This window comes from Pseudomonas morbosilactucae, from assembly GCF_023241715.1.
Taxonomy (GTDB): Bacteria; Pseudomonadota; Gammaproteobacteria; order Pseudomonadales; family Pseudomonadaceae; genus Aquipseudomonas; species Aquipseudomonas morbosilactucae.
The window spans coordinates 82,533-96,824 of record NZ_JALQCW010000032.1 but is presented as its reverse complement, the minus strand read 5'-3'; the positions used below and the strand labels follow the sequence as shown (position 1 = coordinate 96,824).

Below are 14,292 nucleotides of genomic sequence, written 5' to 3'. Positions count from 1 at the left end.
AAGCCGGCTCCTACAATCCTGGTAGGAGCCGGCTTGCCGGCGAAGACGCCCTAAAGCCCCTGCAATGTCTCCAGCAACACCCGCACCTTGGTGATGGACTCCTGATACTCCGCCTGCCAGTCCGAATCCGCGACGATCCCGCCCCCGCCCCAGCAGCAGACTTGCCCGTCCTTGACCAGCAGGCTGCGGATGGCAATCGAGCTGTCCATCTCTCCGCGTACGTCCAGGTACAGCAATGAACCGCAATACAGGCCCCGGCGCGTGGGCTCCAGTTCGTCGATGATCTGCATCGCGCGAATTTTCGGTGCGCCGGTGATGGAGCCGCCGGGGAAGCTGCCGGCAATCAGGTCCAGGGCATCTTTGTCCTGCGCCAGTTCGCCGGTCACGCTGCTCACCAGGTGATGCACGTTGGGGTAGCTCTCCAGGCTGAACAACTCCGGCACCCGCACCGAGCCGATGCGGCAGGTGCGGCCCAGGTCATTGCGCAGCAGGTCGACGATCATCAGGTTTTCCGCGCGGTCCTTGGGGCTGGCCAGCAGCTCGGCGGCGTTGGCCTGATCTTCTTCGGCGTCCCGGCCCCGGGGGCGGGTGCCTTTGATCGGGCGGGTTTCCACCTGGCCCTGGCTGACTTTGACAAAACGCTCCGGCGACAGGCTGAGGATCGCGCTGCCGTCGGGCAGGCTCTGGAAGCCCGAGAAAGGTGTCGGGCAGGCTTGGCGCAGTGCGCCGTAGGCCGCCCAGGGGTCGCCCTGGCAACGGGCGCGAAAGCGCTGGGTCAGGTTGACCTGATAGCAGTCGCCGGCCTGGATGTAGCGCTGGATCTGCTCGTGGGCCCGGTGGTAGTCCTCGGGGCTGAGGTCCGGCTGCATGGCGCCATTGAGCTTGAAGTCGCTCGCGTGCACGGGGGGTATCTGGCTGAACAGGTTCAGCAGGCGCTGGCGTTCGTCAGCCGCCAACTGCGGATGGAACACCAGTTGGCTGGTGCGTTCCTGGTGATCGCTGATCAAGGCCCAGGCGTACAAGCCCAGTTGGGCGTCCGGCAGTTGCAGGTCATCCAGCGCGCGGCTGGGCAGGCGCTCCAGGTGCCGGCCGAAGTCGTAGCTCAGGTAGCCGATCAGGCCGCCGGCAAAAGGCAGCGGACAGTCCGCGGGCAGGGCGGCCGGGCCCAGTTGCTTGAGGCTGTCGCGCAGGCGTTGCAGGAACTGGGCGCCGCTTTCGTCGGCCTGGGCCGTCAGTTGGGCCAGGGGCCAGGCGCTGAGCAGGTCGAAGCGGCCGCGCTCGGCACTGGGGCGGCCGCTGTCCAGCAGCACGGCGCCGGGGGCATGGCGAAGCGCCGCAAAATAGTCGGCGGGGTCGGGGCGATAGGGCAGCGGGTGCAGGGAGCAGGTCAACATGCGGGGCGGATCAGCCATGGGGAGCGCGGCTGGCGATTGTAGTCCTCTGCAAGGGGCGCTCCTAGGGGGATCTTGCGGGATGTCGGGCAGAGGCAAGGGCTGGGTCGGTGGCGAGGTCGTGAGGGCCTTCGCCACCTGGCGCGGTCAGCCTTCTACCGGGGGGATGTGGCCGAACAGCTCCTGGGCGAACTTCACCCGGTCCTCGACGGATTCGCTGATGCCCTTGGCTTTCAGTGTTTCCAGATGGGCTTCGACGGCGTGGGTGCGCAGGGTCAGGCCGCAGTCGTTGGCAATCTGGATGTTCAGGCCGGGGCGGGCATTGAGTTCAAGGATCAACGGGCCCTTTTCCTGGTCCAGGACCATGTCTACACCGATGTAACCCAGGCCGCACAGCTCGTAGCAACCCGCCGCGAGCTTCATGAAGCCGTCCCAGTAGGGCAGTTGCACGCCGTCCACGGCGTTGGTGGTGTCGGGGTGCTTGGTGATGATGTTGTTCAGCCAGGTGCCGCGCAGCGTCAGGCCGGTGGCCAGGTCGACGCCCACGCCGATGGCGCCCTGGTGCAGGTTGGCCTTGCCGCCGGACTGGCGGGTCGGCAGGCGCAGCATGGCCATCACCGGGTAGCCCATCAGTACGATGATGCGGATGTCCGGCACGCCTTCGTAGCTGATGCTCTTGAAGATCTGGTCCGGGGTCACCCGGTACTCGATCAGCGCCCGGTCGCGGTGGCCGCCCAGGGAGTACAGGCCGGTGAGGATGCTGGAGATATGGTGCTCGATCTCTTCGTGACTGATGATCTTGCCCGACACCGTGCGATAGCGGCCCTCGAAGCGGTCGGCAATCACAATGATGCCGTCACCGCCGGCGCCCTGGGCCGGCTTGATCACGAAGTCGCTGCGCCCGCCGATGATTTCGTCGAGCTTGTCGATTTCCTTCTCGGTGGAGATCACCCCGTACAGCTCCGGCACATGGATGCCGGCCTTGATCGCCCGTTCCTTGGTGATGATCTTGTCATCCACGATCGGGTACAGGCTGCGCTTGTTGTACTTGAGCACGTAGTCGGCATTACGCCGGTTGATGCCCATGATTCCTCGGGCTTCCAGGGCTTTCCAGGTTTTCCACAGGCCGAACATCAGGAATCAGCCTTGACGAAGGCTTTGAAACGCACCAGCTCCGTCAGGCGGTAGCCGCGGTAGCGACCCATCGCCAGCATGAAGCCCACCAGAATCAGCAGCATCGCCGGGAAGGTGAAGACGAAGTACACCAGCTCCGGCACGCTCATGATCAGGTGCGCCAGGGACGCAGCGAACAGGGTGCCGATGGCGACTTTCATCGCATGGCCGCCGCCACGTTCTTCCCAGGTGATGGACAGGCGTTCGATGGTCATGGTCAGGATTACCATCGGGAACAGCGCCACCGAGAGCCCGCGTTCCAGGCCCAGCTTGTGGCTGAACAGGCTGATGGCGGCGATCAGCACCACGACGAAGGTCAGCACCACCGACAGTCGCGGCAGCATCTGCAGCTTCAGGTGTTCCAGGTAGGAGCGCAGCGACAGGCCCAGGGCAGTAATCACCGTGAACAGGATGATGCCGAAGCCCAGTTGGGTTTCGCGGAAGGCCAGGGCGATCAGCACCGGGGTGAAGGTGCCCAGGGTCTGCAGGCCGATCAGGTTGCGCAGGATCAGGATCACCAGCACGCCAATCGGGATCATCACCATGATCATGAAGGTCTGCTGGGTCTGCAGTGGCAGGCCGTACAGCGAGTATTCGAGGAAGTTGGCGTCGGTGTTCTCGTCGGTCAGCTTGGCCAGGCGAATGGCGTTCATTTCGCTGTTGTTGAGGCTGAAGGTGACGTTGGCTTTCTTGCCGCCATCGACGGTGATCAGGTTGTCGTCACCGGTCCACCACAGCAGGCGGTCGCTGGGCATGCCCTGCTCGCCGGTTTCCGGGTTGAAGTACAGCCAGTCATTGCCGTTGAAGCTGCGCAGCCAGAGTTCCGGGGTTTGCGGCTGGTCGGCCACCAAGCGAATGGTGTGGACCTTTTCCACCGGCACGTGGGCGATGGACAGCAGCAGTTCGACGATCCGCGCCTTGTGGGCGGTGGACGGGTCGCCGGCGAGCAACAGCTTCACATTGTCGTCATTGAGGTTGTTGACCCGCTTGATGGCTTCGCCGATGAAGGTCTCGACGTCGGCCGAGTGCTGGCGGATCGGCGCCAGCAGGGCTTCGGCGGCGATTTTTTCCGGGCCTTCGACGGCGATGCTGTCGCGGAAGGTCGGCCCCTTGACCTTGGTTTTCTCGGCGCTGTAGCGCTTGGTCAGCACCAGGCGGTAGTACAGGGTCTGGTTGCCCTTGGCCCGGCGTGCCGACCAGGTGACCTTGCGGTTGCCGTCGACGCGGTTCACCGCGACCCCGTAGTTATTGGAGATGAAACTCTCGTTCAGGCTCACGTAGTCGCGGCTCAGCGGCGGCACGAACATCTGGATCTTGATCGGGTCCTTGCCGTTGGCGACGAACTCGACCTTGGCGTCGATGTTCCACAGGTCGTCGGTGGCGTCTTCGGTCACGGGAATGCCGAGCACGAAAATCTGATAGGCCGTGATCGAGATGCCCAACACCACCAGGACGGCGATCAGGATTTTCAGATGAAGGGTAAGAGAGCGCATTGGAATTACTCTGCGGTTTGAACGTTGATGGCGCAGGCGGGTTTGCCAGCAGCGTATTTAAGACTGGGGTCGACCAGCGCATCGAAGCGTTTCAGGGCTTCGGAGCCGATCAGCAGCGGGTATTGGAAGGCACTGCGGTCGGTCAAGTTCACTTCGATGCTGCGCAGCGCGGTGCCCATGCACACATCGAGGGTGATGACCGGACGGGCGGTGTACTTCTTGTCGTCTTCGGCATCGATGTCGCCGGCACGGCGCTTGATCTTGCTGACCCGGGCCAGCGGCCGTTCGATCGGGTGGGAGTGCGCGGCGTCGATGGCCAGGTAGAAACGTACCCAGGATTCGCCATTGCGCTTGAAGCGCTTGATGTCGCGGGCGCTGAGGGAGGCAGTCTTGGCCCCGGTGTCGAGCTTGGCCGCGACCTCCAGGTCGATGCCCGCCAGCCTCGCGTACTCATTGAGGCCGTACACGGTCTTGTCGGCGGCAGCGCTCATGCCGGGCAGGCAAAGGAGGCAGAGTAATGGGGGAAAGGCCTTGAGTCTCATAGATCCTGGTGCGTTGCATGGGTTCTTCAGTTCAAGGCGACTGGCATTGCTGCGCAAGCTCCCTCGTATGCCTGCCATATAAAGATGACAGGCAAATGCGGGCGGCATTCTAGCATGCTGGTTTTATGGCGCCAGCGTTGGGGGTTTGGGCTTTTGGGCGGTGACCTAACCTGGGGTTATTAGACGATTGTCGACAATGTCTATTTTTCCTTTGACTGCATGAGCTGATTTGGCTAGTTTTTGTCACATTGATTTTAAAGGTGTCGACAATATGCTGGATCAACTCGATCCCCCAGCGGTGGCGCAAGACGATTCCGAGACCTTATCCGAGAATGTCTTCCGTCGTATCCAGGCGGCCATCGTCAAGGGCGAGATCGCCCCGGGCAGCAAGATCTCCGAGCCGGAACTGGCGCGCACCTACGGCATCAGCCGCGGGCCGCTGCGCGAGGCCATCCACCGCCTGGAAGGCCAGCGCCTGCTGGTGCGGGTGCCTCATGTGGGCGCCCGGGTGGTGTCGCTGAGCCATGCCGAGCTGATCGAACTCTACGAAATCCGCGAATCCCTGGAAGGCATGGCCTGTCGCCTGGCGGCGGAGCGCATGACCACGGAAGACATCGACGAGCTGCGCCGGGTGCTCGATACCCATGAACGCGATGCCGCGTTCCAGGCCGGGGTCGGTTACTACCAGCAAGAAGGCGATTTCGACTTTCACTACCGGATCATCCAGGGCAGCGGCAACCGCACCCTGACCCAGATGCTCTGCGGCGAGCTGTATCAGCTGGTGCGCATGTACCGCATCCAGTTTTCTGCCACGCCCAACCGTCCACGCCAGGCCTTTGCCGAACACCACCGGATTCTCGATGCCATTGCCGATCGTGACGGCGAACTGGCCGAGCTACTGATGCGCCGCCACATCGGCGCGTCGAAACGCAACATTGCGCGTCACTTTCCAGAGTGCGCGCCCTAGAGAGGTGAGTCATGAGTTCCAATAACAAAAGCACTCCAGGCCAGCGTTTCCGCGATGCGGTCGCCAATGAACATCCACTGCAGGTGGTCGGTACCATCAACGCCAACCACGCGTTGCTGGCACAGCGCGCCGGGTTCAAGGCGATTTACCTGTCGGGTGGCGGAGTGGCGGCCGGCTCACTGGGCGTGCCGGACCTGGGCATCACCGGGCTGGATGATGTGCTGACCGACGTCCGCCGCATCACCGATGTCTGCGATTTGCCGCTGCTGGTGGACGTGGACACTGGCTTCGGCTCGTCGGCGTTCAACGTGGCGCGCACCGTGAAGTCGATGATCAAGTTCGGCGCCGCGGCGATCCACATCGAGGACCAGGTCGGCGCCAAGCGCTGTGGTCATCGTCCGAATAAAGAGATCGTCTCCCAGCAGGAAATGGTCGACCGCATCAAGGCCGCGGTCGATGCGCGCACTGATGACAGCTTCGTGATCATGGCGCGGACCGACGCCCTGGCAGTGGAGGGGTTGGAGTCGGCCCTGGATCGTGCTGCCGCGTGCATCGAGGCCGGTGCCGACATGGTGTTCCCGGAAGCCATCACTGAACTTGAGATGTACAAGATTTTCGCCGACCGGGTGAAAGCCCCGATCCTGGCCAACATCACCGAATTTGGCGCTACCCCGCTGTACACCACCGAGCAGCTCGGCTCCGTGGGCGTGTCCCTGGTGCTGTACCCGCTGTCGGCGTTCCGCGCCATGAACAAGGCGGCGGAAAATGTGTTCACCGCGATCCGCCGCGACGGCACCCAGCAAAACGTCATCGACACCATGCAAACTCGCATGGAGCTGTACGACCGCATCGACTACCACGTCTTCGAGCAGAAGCTCGATGCGCTGTTTGCGCAGAAGAAAGGCTGATCCGCGAACCACGACCTAACCGTTGATGAAGTTGCCAAGTCCCTAATAAATTCAAGATTGGAGAGAGCAATGGCCGAAGCAAAAGTATTGAGTGGCGCTGGCCTGCGTGGCCAGGTGGCCGGACAAACCGCATTGTCCACCGTGGGCCAGGCCGGTGCCGGGTTGACCTACCGCGGCTATGACGTGCGTGAACTGGCTGCCGACGCGCAGTTCGAAGAAATCGCCTACCTGCTGCTGTACGGCGACCTCCCGAGCCAGGCGCAACTGAGCGCTTACCAGGACAAACTCAGCACCCTGCGCGACCTGCCCCAGGCATTGAAAGAAGTGTTGGAGCGCATTCCTGCCCAGGCGCACCCGATGGACGTGATGCGCACCGGCTGCTCGTTCCTCGGCAACCTCGAACCGGAGAAGGACTTCTCCGAGCAACACGACGCCACCGACCGCCTGTTGGCCGCGTTCCCGGCGATCATGTGCTACTGGTACCGCTTCAGCCACGAGGGTGTGCGCATCAACTGCACCAGCGACGAGCCGTCCATCGGTGGTCACTTCCTGCACCTGCTGCATGGCAAGAAGCCCAGCGACTTGCATGTGAAGGTGATGAACGTGTCGCTGATCCTCTATGCGGAGCACGAGTTCAACGCCTCGACCTTTACCGCCCGGGTGTGCGCTTCGACCCTGTCTGACTTGTACTCCTGCGTCACTGCGGCCATCGGCTCGTTGCGCGGCCCGTTGCACGGCGGCGCCAACGAAGCGGCCATGGAAATGATCGAGCGCTTTGCCTCGCCGCAAGAAGCCGTCGAGGGCACCCTCGGCATGCTGGCGCGCAAGGACAAGATCATGGGCTTCGGTCACGCGATCTATAAGGACAACGACCCGCGCAACGAGGTGATCAAGGGCTGGTCGAAAAAGCTCGCCGACGAAGTGGGCGACACCGTGCTGTTCCCGGTGTCCGAAGCCATCGACCAGACCATGTGGGAGCAGAAGAAGCTGTTCCCCAACGCTGACTTCTACCATGCCTCGGCGTACCACTTCATGGGCATCCCGACCAAGCTGTTCACGCCGATTTTCGTCTGCTCGCGCTTGACCGGCTGGGCCGCCCACGTGTTCGAGCAGCGGGCCAACAACCGCATCATCCGTCCTAGCGCCGAGTACACCGGCGTTGAACAGCGCAAGTTCGTGCCAATCGAGCGTCGCTGAGCGGTATGACTCGCCCCTTGCAGGAGCTGGCTCGCCAGCGATAGGCCCAAGCGATTGCGTCAAGTCCTGAGACGTCATCGCCAGCCAGCTCCTGCAACGCCCATGGGTCGTACCTGAAACCTACCGTGACCGAGCCTTGACCATGAACACTGAATTTCGCAAAACGCTGCCCGGCAGCGCGCTGGATTATTTCGATGCCCGCGCGGCGGTCGACAGCATCCAGCCCGGCGCCTACGACACCTTGCCCTACACCTCACGGGTCCTGGCGGAGAACCTGGTGCGTCGCTGCGACCCGGCAACCCTGACGGATTCCCTGAAGCAGTTTATCGAGCGCAAGCGCGACCTCGATTTCCCTTGGTTCCCGGCGCGCGTAGTCTGCCATGACATCCTCGGCCAGACCGCCCTGGTGGACCTGGCGGCCTGCGCGATGCCATCGCCCTGCAAGGCGGTGATCCGGCGCAGGTGAACCCGGTGGTGCCGACCCAGTTGATCGTCGACCACTCCCTGGCGGTCGAGTCCGGCGGTTTCGATCCTCAGGCGTTCGAGAAAAACCGCGCCATCGAAGACCGGCGCAATGAAGACCGTTTCCACTTCATCAACTGGACCAAGAAGGCCTTCAAGAACGTCGATGTGATCCCGCCGGGCAACGGCATCATGCATCAGATCAACCTGGAGAAAATGTCCCCGGTGATTCAGGTGCGCGACGGCGTGGCCTTCCCGGATACCTGCGTCGGCACTGACAGCCACACCCCCCACGTCGATGCGCTGGGGGTGATCGCCATCGGCGTGGGCGGCCTGGAAGCGGAGAGCGTGATGCTCGGCCGCGCCTCGTGGATGCGCCTGCCGGAAAGCGTCGGCGTCGAGCTGACGGGCAAGCTGCAACCGGGCATTACCGCCACCGACATGGTGCTGGCCCTGACCGAATACCTGCGCAAGCAAAAAGTCGTCGGCGCTTGGCTGGAGTTCTTCGGTGAAGGTGCTGCGGCCCTGACCCTGGGCGATCGCGCGACCATCTCCAACATGGCCCCGGAATACGGCGCCACGGCGGCGATGTTCTACATCGACCAGCAAACCATCGACTACCTCAAGCTCACCGGCCGTGAAGACCAGCAGGTGCGCCTGGTGGAGCAATACGCCAAGCAGACCGGGCTCTGGGCCGACAGCCTGAAGGGCGCGCAATACGAGCGCGGCTTGAGCTTCGACCTGTCCTCGGTGGTGCGCAACATGGCCGGGCCGAGCAACCCGCACGCCCGGGTCGCCACCGCGGACCTCGCTGCCCAGGGCATTTCCGGCCACTGGGACGAAGTGCCGGGGCAGATGCCCGACGGCGCGGTGATCATCGCCGCCATCACCAGTTGCACCAACACCAGCAACCCGCGCAACGTGATTGCCGCCGGCCTGCTGGCGCGCAACGCCAACCGTCTTGGCCTGACCCGCAAACCCTGGGTCAAGTCGTCCCTGGCGCCGGGCTCCAAGACCGTGGCGCTGTACCTGGACGAAGCCGGCCTGACTTCTGAGCTGGAGCAGTTGGGCTTTGGCGTGGTGGCCTTTGCCTGCACCACGTGCAATGGCATGTCCGGCGCCCTGGACCCGGTGATCCAGCAAGAGATCATCGACCGCGACCTGTACGCCACGGCGGTGTTGTCGGGCAACCGCAACTTCGACGGGCGGATTCACCCCTATGCCAAGCAGGCGTTCCTCGCCTCGCCGCCATTGGTGGTGGCTTATGCGATTGCCGGGACCATCCGTTTCGACATCGAAAAAGACGTGTTGGGCGTGGACGCCTCCGGCGCTGAAATCCGCCTGAAAGACATCTGGCCCAGCGACGAAGAGATCGACGCAGTGGTCAAGTCTTCGGTCAAGCCGGAGCAGTTCCGCCAGGTCTACATCCCGATGTTCGCGATCCACGAAGACACCGGGCCGAAGGTCGCGCCGCTCTACGACTGGCGCGAGATGAGCACCTACATCCGCCGTCCACCGTATTGGGAAGGCGCCCTGGCCGGGGCTCGGCCGCTCAAGGGCATGCGCCCGCTGGCGGTGCTGCCGGACAACATCACCACCGACCACCTATCGCCGTCCAACGCCATCATGCTTGACAGCGCGGCGGGCGAATACCTGGCGAAAATGGGCCTGCCCGAGGAAGACTTCAACTCCTACGCCACCCACCGTGGCGACCACCTGACGGCGCAACGGGCGACCTTTGCCAACCCGAAACTGTTCAACGAAATGGTTCGGGAAAACGGCCAGGTCAAGCAGGGTTCCCTGGCACGGATCGAGCCGGAAGGCCAGGTCACGCGGATGTGGGAAGCCATCGAAACCTACATGGAACGCAAGCAGCCGCTGATCATCATCGCCGGCGCCGACTACGGCCAGGGCTCGTCCCGCGACTGGGCGGCCAAGGGCGTGCGGCTGGCGGGGGTGGAGGCGATTGCCGCTGAAGGGTTCGAGCGCATTCACCGGACCAACCTGGTGGGCATGGGCGTGCTGCCCCTGGAGTTCCTGCCGGGCACCGATCGCAAGACCCTGGGCATCGATGGCACCGAGACCTTCGATGTGCTCGGTGAGCGCACGCCGCGGGCGACGCTGACCCTGGTGATCAACCGTCACAACGGTGAACGCCTGGAAGTGCCCGTGACCTGCCGCCTGGATACCGCGGAAGAGGTGTCGATCTATGAAGCCGGTGGAGTGTTGCAACGTTTCGCCCAGGACTTCCTCGAATCGGCTGTTGCCAGTTAAGTGACGTACCGCGAGCGGGCCGCCAGGTGCCGCTCCCGGTCTTTATCAGGACCAGACATCCATGGCTTTTGTAGCGCAGATCAAGATTCCCGCCACCTACATGCGTGGTGGCACCAGCAAGGGCGTGTTCTTCCGCCTGCAGGATTTGCCCGAGGCGGCCCAACTGCCCGGCGCGGCCCGGGATGCCCTGCTGTTGCGGGTGATCGGCAGCCCCGACCCTTATGACAAGCAGATCGACGGCATGGGCGGCGCCACGTCCAGTACCAGCAAGACGGTGATCCTGTCGAAAAGCATCAAGGCCGATCACGATGTGGACTACCTGTTCGGCCAGGTCGCCATCGACAAGGCCTTCGTCGACTGGAGCGGCAATTGCGGCAACCTGTCGGCGGCGGTCGGCTCCTTCGCCATCAGCAGCGGCCTGGTGGACCCCAGCCGGATTCCCCAGGACGGCGTGGCCGTGGTGCGTATCTGGCAGGCCAACATCGGCAAGACCATCATTGCCCATGTGCCGATCACCCAGGGCGAGGTTCAGGAAACCGGTGACTTCGAGCTGGACGGCGTGACCTTTCCGGCCGCCGAAGTGCAGCTGGAGTTCATGGACCCGGCCGCCGAAGAGGAGGGCGCCGGCGGTTCGATGTTCCCCACCGGCAACCTGGTGGACGACCTGGAAGTGCCGGGTGTCGGCACCTTCAAGGCGACCCTGATCAATGCCGGGATCCCGACGATTTTTATCAACGCCGGCGATGTCGGTTACCAGGGCACTGAATTGCAGGGCGCCATCAACGGTGACCCCAAGGCCTTGGCAATGTTCGAGACCATTCGTGCCCACGGTGCCTTGCGCATGGGCCTGATCCAGAATCTGGAACAGGCCGCCCAGCGTCAGCACACGCCGAAAGTGGCCTTCGTCGCGGCCCCCGCCGATTACCAGGCGTCCAGCGGCAAGGCGGTCAAGGCGGCGGAGGTGGACTTGCTGGTGCGGGCCCTGTCCATGGGCAAGCTGCACCACGCGATGATGGGCACGGCGGCGGTGGCCATCGGCACGGCGGCGGCGATTCCCGGAACCCTGGTTAACCTGGCCGCCGGCGGCGGTGAGCGCAGCGCGGTGCGCTTCGGCCATCCATCGGGCACCTTGCGCGTCGGCGCCGAAGCCAGCCAGGCCAATGGCGAATGGCGCGTGCGCAAAGCCATCATGAGCCGCAGCGCCCGGGTGTTGATGGAAGGCTGGGTGCGAGTGCCCGGCGACAGTTTCTAAGGTTCCAACGCGACCTCCCTGACCAGGGCCGGCACGCCGGCCCTGGCGCACATAACGATAATCTGATCAGCCTGACCCCGAGGATTTCACCCACACCCAAACCCTTGCTGGAGTGAACCGAACATGAGCGCCAACGTTGACCTGAACAACCGCCCTGACTACGACCCGGTGCTGCAGGGCATTGCCGATTACGTCCTCGACTACCGCATCGACTCCCGGGAAGCCCTGGACACCGCCCGCAACTGCTTGATGGACACCCTGGGCTGCGGCTTGCTGGCCTTGCGCTTTCCCGAGTGCACCAAACATTTGGGACCGCTGGTGGAGGGCACCGTGGTGCCGTTCGGCGCCCGGGTGCCCGGCACCAGCTACCGCCTGGACCCGGTCAAGGCGGCCTGGGACATCGGCTGCATCGTGCGCTGGCTGGATTACAACGACACCTGGCTGGCGGCAGAGTGGGGCCACCCTTCGGACAACCTTGGCGGCATTCTCGCAGTGGCCGATCACCTGTCACAAAAACGCGTGGCCAATGGCGAAGCACCGTTGACCGTGCGCGCGGTGCTGGACGCCATGATAATGGCCCACGAGATCCAAGGCGTGATGGCCCTGGAAAACTCCTTCAACCGTGTCGGGCTCGACCATGTGCTGCTGGTGAAAGTCGCCTCCACCGCGGTCACGGCCAAGTTGATGGGGGCCAACCGTGAGCAATTGCTGGCGGCCCTGTCCCACGCCTTTGTCGACGGCCAGGCGCTGCGCACGTATCGGCATGCGCCCAACGCCGGGTCGCGCAAGTCCTGGGCGGCGGGGGATGCATCCAGCCGCGGTGTGCGCCTGGCGGACATCGCCATGCGCGGCGAAATGGGCATTCCCGGCGTGTTGAGTGCGCCGCAATGGGGCTTCTATGACGTGCTGTTCAGTCACACCAACAAGGACCTGGCGCTCAAGCCTGAAGAGCAGCGCCGGTTCAGCCTGTCGCAGACGTACGCCAGCTACGTGATGGAAAACGTGCTGTTCAAGATCAGCTTTCCGGCCGAGTTCCACGCGCAAACCGCCTGTGAGGCAGCGGTGACCCTGCATCCGCTGGTGCGCAATCGCCTGTCGGAGATCGAGCGGATTGTCATCACCACCCATGAGTCGGCGATCCGCATCATTTCCAAGGTCGGGCCCCTGGCCAATGCGGCCGACCGTGACCACTGCCTGCAGTACATGACCGCCGTGCCCCTGGCCTTTGGCAACCTGGTGGCCGAGCACTACGAAGACAGCTTCCACAGGGCGCACCCGATCATCGACCAGCTGCGCGAGAAGATGGTGATTGTCGAAGACCCGCGCTTCACCCGGGAATACCTGGAAGCCGACAAGCGCTCCATCGCCAACGTGGTGCAGGTGTTTTTCAAGGACGGTTCCAGCACCGAGCAGGTGGTGGTCGAGTACCCCATTGGCCATCGTCGGCGCCGGGCCGAAGGCATCCCGTTGCTGGAGGACAAGTTCAAGGCCAACCTGGCGACGCGGTTTACCGCCCAGCGTTCGGCGCAGATCTTTGCCCTGTGCAAAGACCCGGAGCAACTAGAGGCCACGCCGGTGCAGCGCTTTGTCGACCTGCTGGTGATTTGACCGCCGCGCCTGCAACAAGAAAGCCCGCATCAGCGGGCTTTTTTTCGTCTGGCGGTCAGCGTTCGCGACGCTTGAAGCGCCAGGTTTCCGCCGGCAGCTTGGTGATGGCGAACCCTGCCAGCAGCAGGCTGGAGTAGATCAGCAATTCCTGCGACAGGGCCTGGCCTTCGTACCAGGCGCCGATGATCACGGCGAACACCGGGAAGATGATGAACACGAAGGACAAGATGATCGGGCTCAAGCGCTTGAGCAGCATGAAGTACACGATAAAACCGCCCACCGACGCCACCAGCCCCAGGTACAGCAGGGCGCCCCACGAGCGCTGGGTGATGGCGTGGACGTCGGGGGTTTCCAGAAACCAGCCGGCGACAAACAGCATCAGCCCGGCGATGCCGATGGGCAGGGTGTTGTAGGTAATGACGCTGATGGCGCTGCCCTGTTTTTTGGTCATCACGTAGCACAGGGCATGCAGCACCGCGGCGGCGAGGATCGCCAGCACGCCGAAGAACTCCGCGTGATCCAGGCGCAGGCCCTGGCTGCGCAAAATCAGGTAGAGGCTGGTAAAGCCGATGGCGATGCCGAGCACTTGCGAGGCGTGGATTTTTTCCCGCAGAAAGATCGCCGAGAACATCAGGATAAACACCGGCATGCAACTGAACAGCAAGGCGGTGAGGCCGGAAGAAACATGCATTTCCCCGTAGTTCAGCAGGTAGTAAGGCACGCCGAAGTAGCACAGGGTGACGAACACCAGGAACCCGCGCTGTGGCCGGGGAAACATCAGCGGCTCGCGGCGCAGCAGGGCGAAGCCGAGGAACAGCGGAAAGGCGATCAGGAAGCGCAGGCCGGCAGCCGTCAGGGGTGGCACGCTTTCCACGGCGATCTTGATCCCCAGCCAGGTGGTGCCCCAACTCAGGCAGACCACCAGGAACAGCAGGCTGGTCACCAGCCCGGCCAGCGCCGGTCTGGAGCGACGGATCGTGCTGGGTTGGGCGGTTGAGGCGGTCATCCGACATTCCTTTCGTGGG

At 63.5% G+C, this 14,292-nt stretch carries 10 protein-coding genes and 1 pseudogene; 6 read left to right on the top strand and 5 right to left on the bottom strand.

The genetic code is table 11. The features are described 5' to 3' along the window. Positions 1-50 precede the first annotated feature (50 nt). The 4 genes from pabB to rloA form a co-directional block, all read right to left on the bottom strand. Entirely contained in the window at positions 51-1,394 is a 1,344-nt protein-coding gene (gene pabB, locus M1B34_RS14555; protein ID WP_268265511.1) for an aminodeoxychorismate synthase component I, read from the bottom strand. A gap of 144 nt (positions 1,395-1,538) precedes the next feature. Next, entirely contained in the window at positions 1,539-2,525 is a 987-nt protein-coding gene (locus M1B34_RS14550; RefSeq protein WP_123330505.1) for an alpha-L-glutamate ligase-like protein, read from the bottom strand. Then, positions 2,525-4,057, bottom strand: coding sequence for an osmotic stress tolerance membrane protein RloB (gene rloB, locus M1B34_RS14545; RefSeq protein WP_123330507.1), 1,533 nt, complete (start codon positions 4,055-4,057; stop codon positions 2,525-2,527). The genes M1B34_RS14550 and rloB overlap by 1 nt, the downstream gene beginning before the upstream one ends. 5 nt (positions 4,058-4,062) lie before the next feature. Then, positions 4,063-4,599, bottom strand: a complete 537-nt coding sequence (rloA, locus tag M1B34_RS14540; RefSeq protein WP_123330509.1) for a retropepsin-like aspartic peptidase RloA — start codon at positions 4,597-4,599, stop codon at positions 4,063-4,065. Between the two features lie 271 nt (positions 4,600-4,870). Here rloA and M1B34_RS14535 point away from each other — a divergent pair, with 271 nt between their 5' ends. From M1B34_RS14535 to prpD, 6 genes and pseudogenes are all read left to right on the top strand, one after another. Beyond that, positions 4,871-5,566, top strand: a complete 696-nt coding sequence (locus M1B34_RS14535; RefSeq protein ID WP_123330511.1) for a GntR family transcriptional regulator — start codon at positions 4,871-4,873, stop codon at positions 5,564-5,566. An 11-nt stretch (positions 5,567-5,577) separates the two neighbouring features. Continuing rightward, entirely contained in the window at positions 5,578-6,474 is an 897-nt protein-coding gene (gene prpB, locus M1B34_RS14530) for a methylisocitrate lyase (protein WP_123330513.1), read from the top strand. Positions 6,475-6,543: 69 nt separating this feature from the next. Next, positions 6,544-7,671 (top strand): bifunctional 2-methylcitrate synthase/citrate synthase, encoded by a 1,128-nt coding sequence (prpC, locus tag M1B34_RS14525; RefSeq protein ID WP_123330515.1) that lies wholly within the window; start codon positions 6,544-6,546, stop codon positions 7,669-7,671. A 142-nt stretch (positions 7,672-7,813) separates the two neighbouring features. Continuing rightward, positions 7,814-10,407: pseudogene (gene acnD, locus M1B34_RS14520) on the top strand (Fe/S-dependent 2-methylisocitrate dehydratase AcnD). A 61-nt stretch (positions 10,408-10,468) separates the two neighbouring features. Further along, the gene (prpF, locus tag M1B34_RS14515) at positions 10,469-11,659 is read left to right on the top strand and encodes a 2-methylaconitate cis-trans isomerase PrpF (protein WP_268265495.1); all 1,191 of its coding nucleotides are present in this window, start codon (positions 10,469-10,471) and stop codon (positions 11,657-11,659) included. Between the two features lie 123 nt (positions 11,660-11,782). Beyond that, complete coding sequence (gene prpD, locus M1B34_RS14510; RefSeq protein WP_268265494.1) at positions 11,783-13,267, top strand: 2-methylcitrate dehydratase; 1,485 nt, start codon at positions 11,783-11,785, stop codon at positions 13,265-13,267. 55 nt (positions 13,268-13,322) lie between these two features. Here the strand turns inward: prpD and M1B34_RS14505 are convergent, their stop codons facing one another. After that, entirely contained in the window at positions 13,323-14,222 is a 900-nt protein-coding gene (locus M1B34_RS14505; protein WP_268265510.1) for a DMT family transporter, read from the bottom strand. Positions 14,223-14,292 lie beyond the last annotated feature (70 nt).

Bases quoted from the DNA above. Each gene is read 5' to 3' on its own strand.
- prpD (WP_268265494.1), top strand. From the start codon at position 11,783: ATGAGCGCCAACGTTGACCTGAACAACCGCCCTGACTACGACCCGGTG.
- pabB (WP_268265511.1), bottom strand. From the start codon at position 1,394: ATGTTGACCTGCTCCCTGCACCCGCTGCCCTATCGCCCCGACCCCGCC.
- prpC (WP_123330515.1), top strand. From the start codon at position 6,544: ATGGCCGAAGCAAAAGTATTGAGTGGCGCTGGCCTGCGTGGCCAGGTG.
- rloA (WP_123330509.1), bottom strand. From the start codon at position 4,599: ATGAGACTCAAGGCCTTTCCCCCATTACTCTGCCTCCTTTGCCTGCCC.
- rloB (WP_123330507.1), bottom strand. From the start codon at position 4,057: ATGCGCTCTCTTACCCTTCATCTGAAAATCCTGATCGCCGTCCTGGTG.
- M1B34_RS14535 (WP_123330511.1), top strand. From the start codon at position 4,871: ATGCTGGATCAACTCGATCCCCCAGCGGTGGCGCAAGACGATTCCGAG.
- prpF (WP_268265495.1), top strand. From the start codon at position 10,469: ATGGCTTTTGTAGCGCAGATCAAGATTCCCGCCACCTACATGCGTGGT.
- prpB (WP_123330513.1), top strand. From the start codon at position 5,578: ATGAGTTCCAATAACAAAAGCACTCCAGGCCAGCGTTTCCGCGATGCG.
- M1B34_RS14550 (WP_123330505.1), bottom strand. From the start codon at position 2,525: ATGTTCGGCCTGTGGAAAACCTGGAAAGCCCTGGAAGCCCGAGGAATC.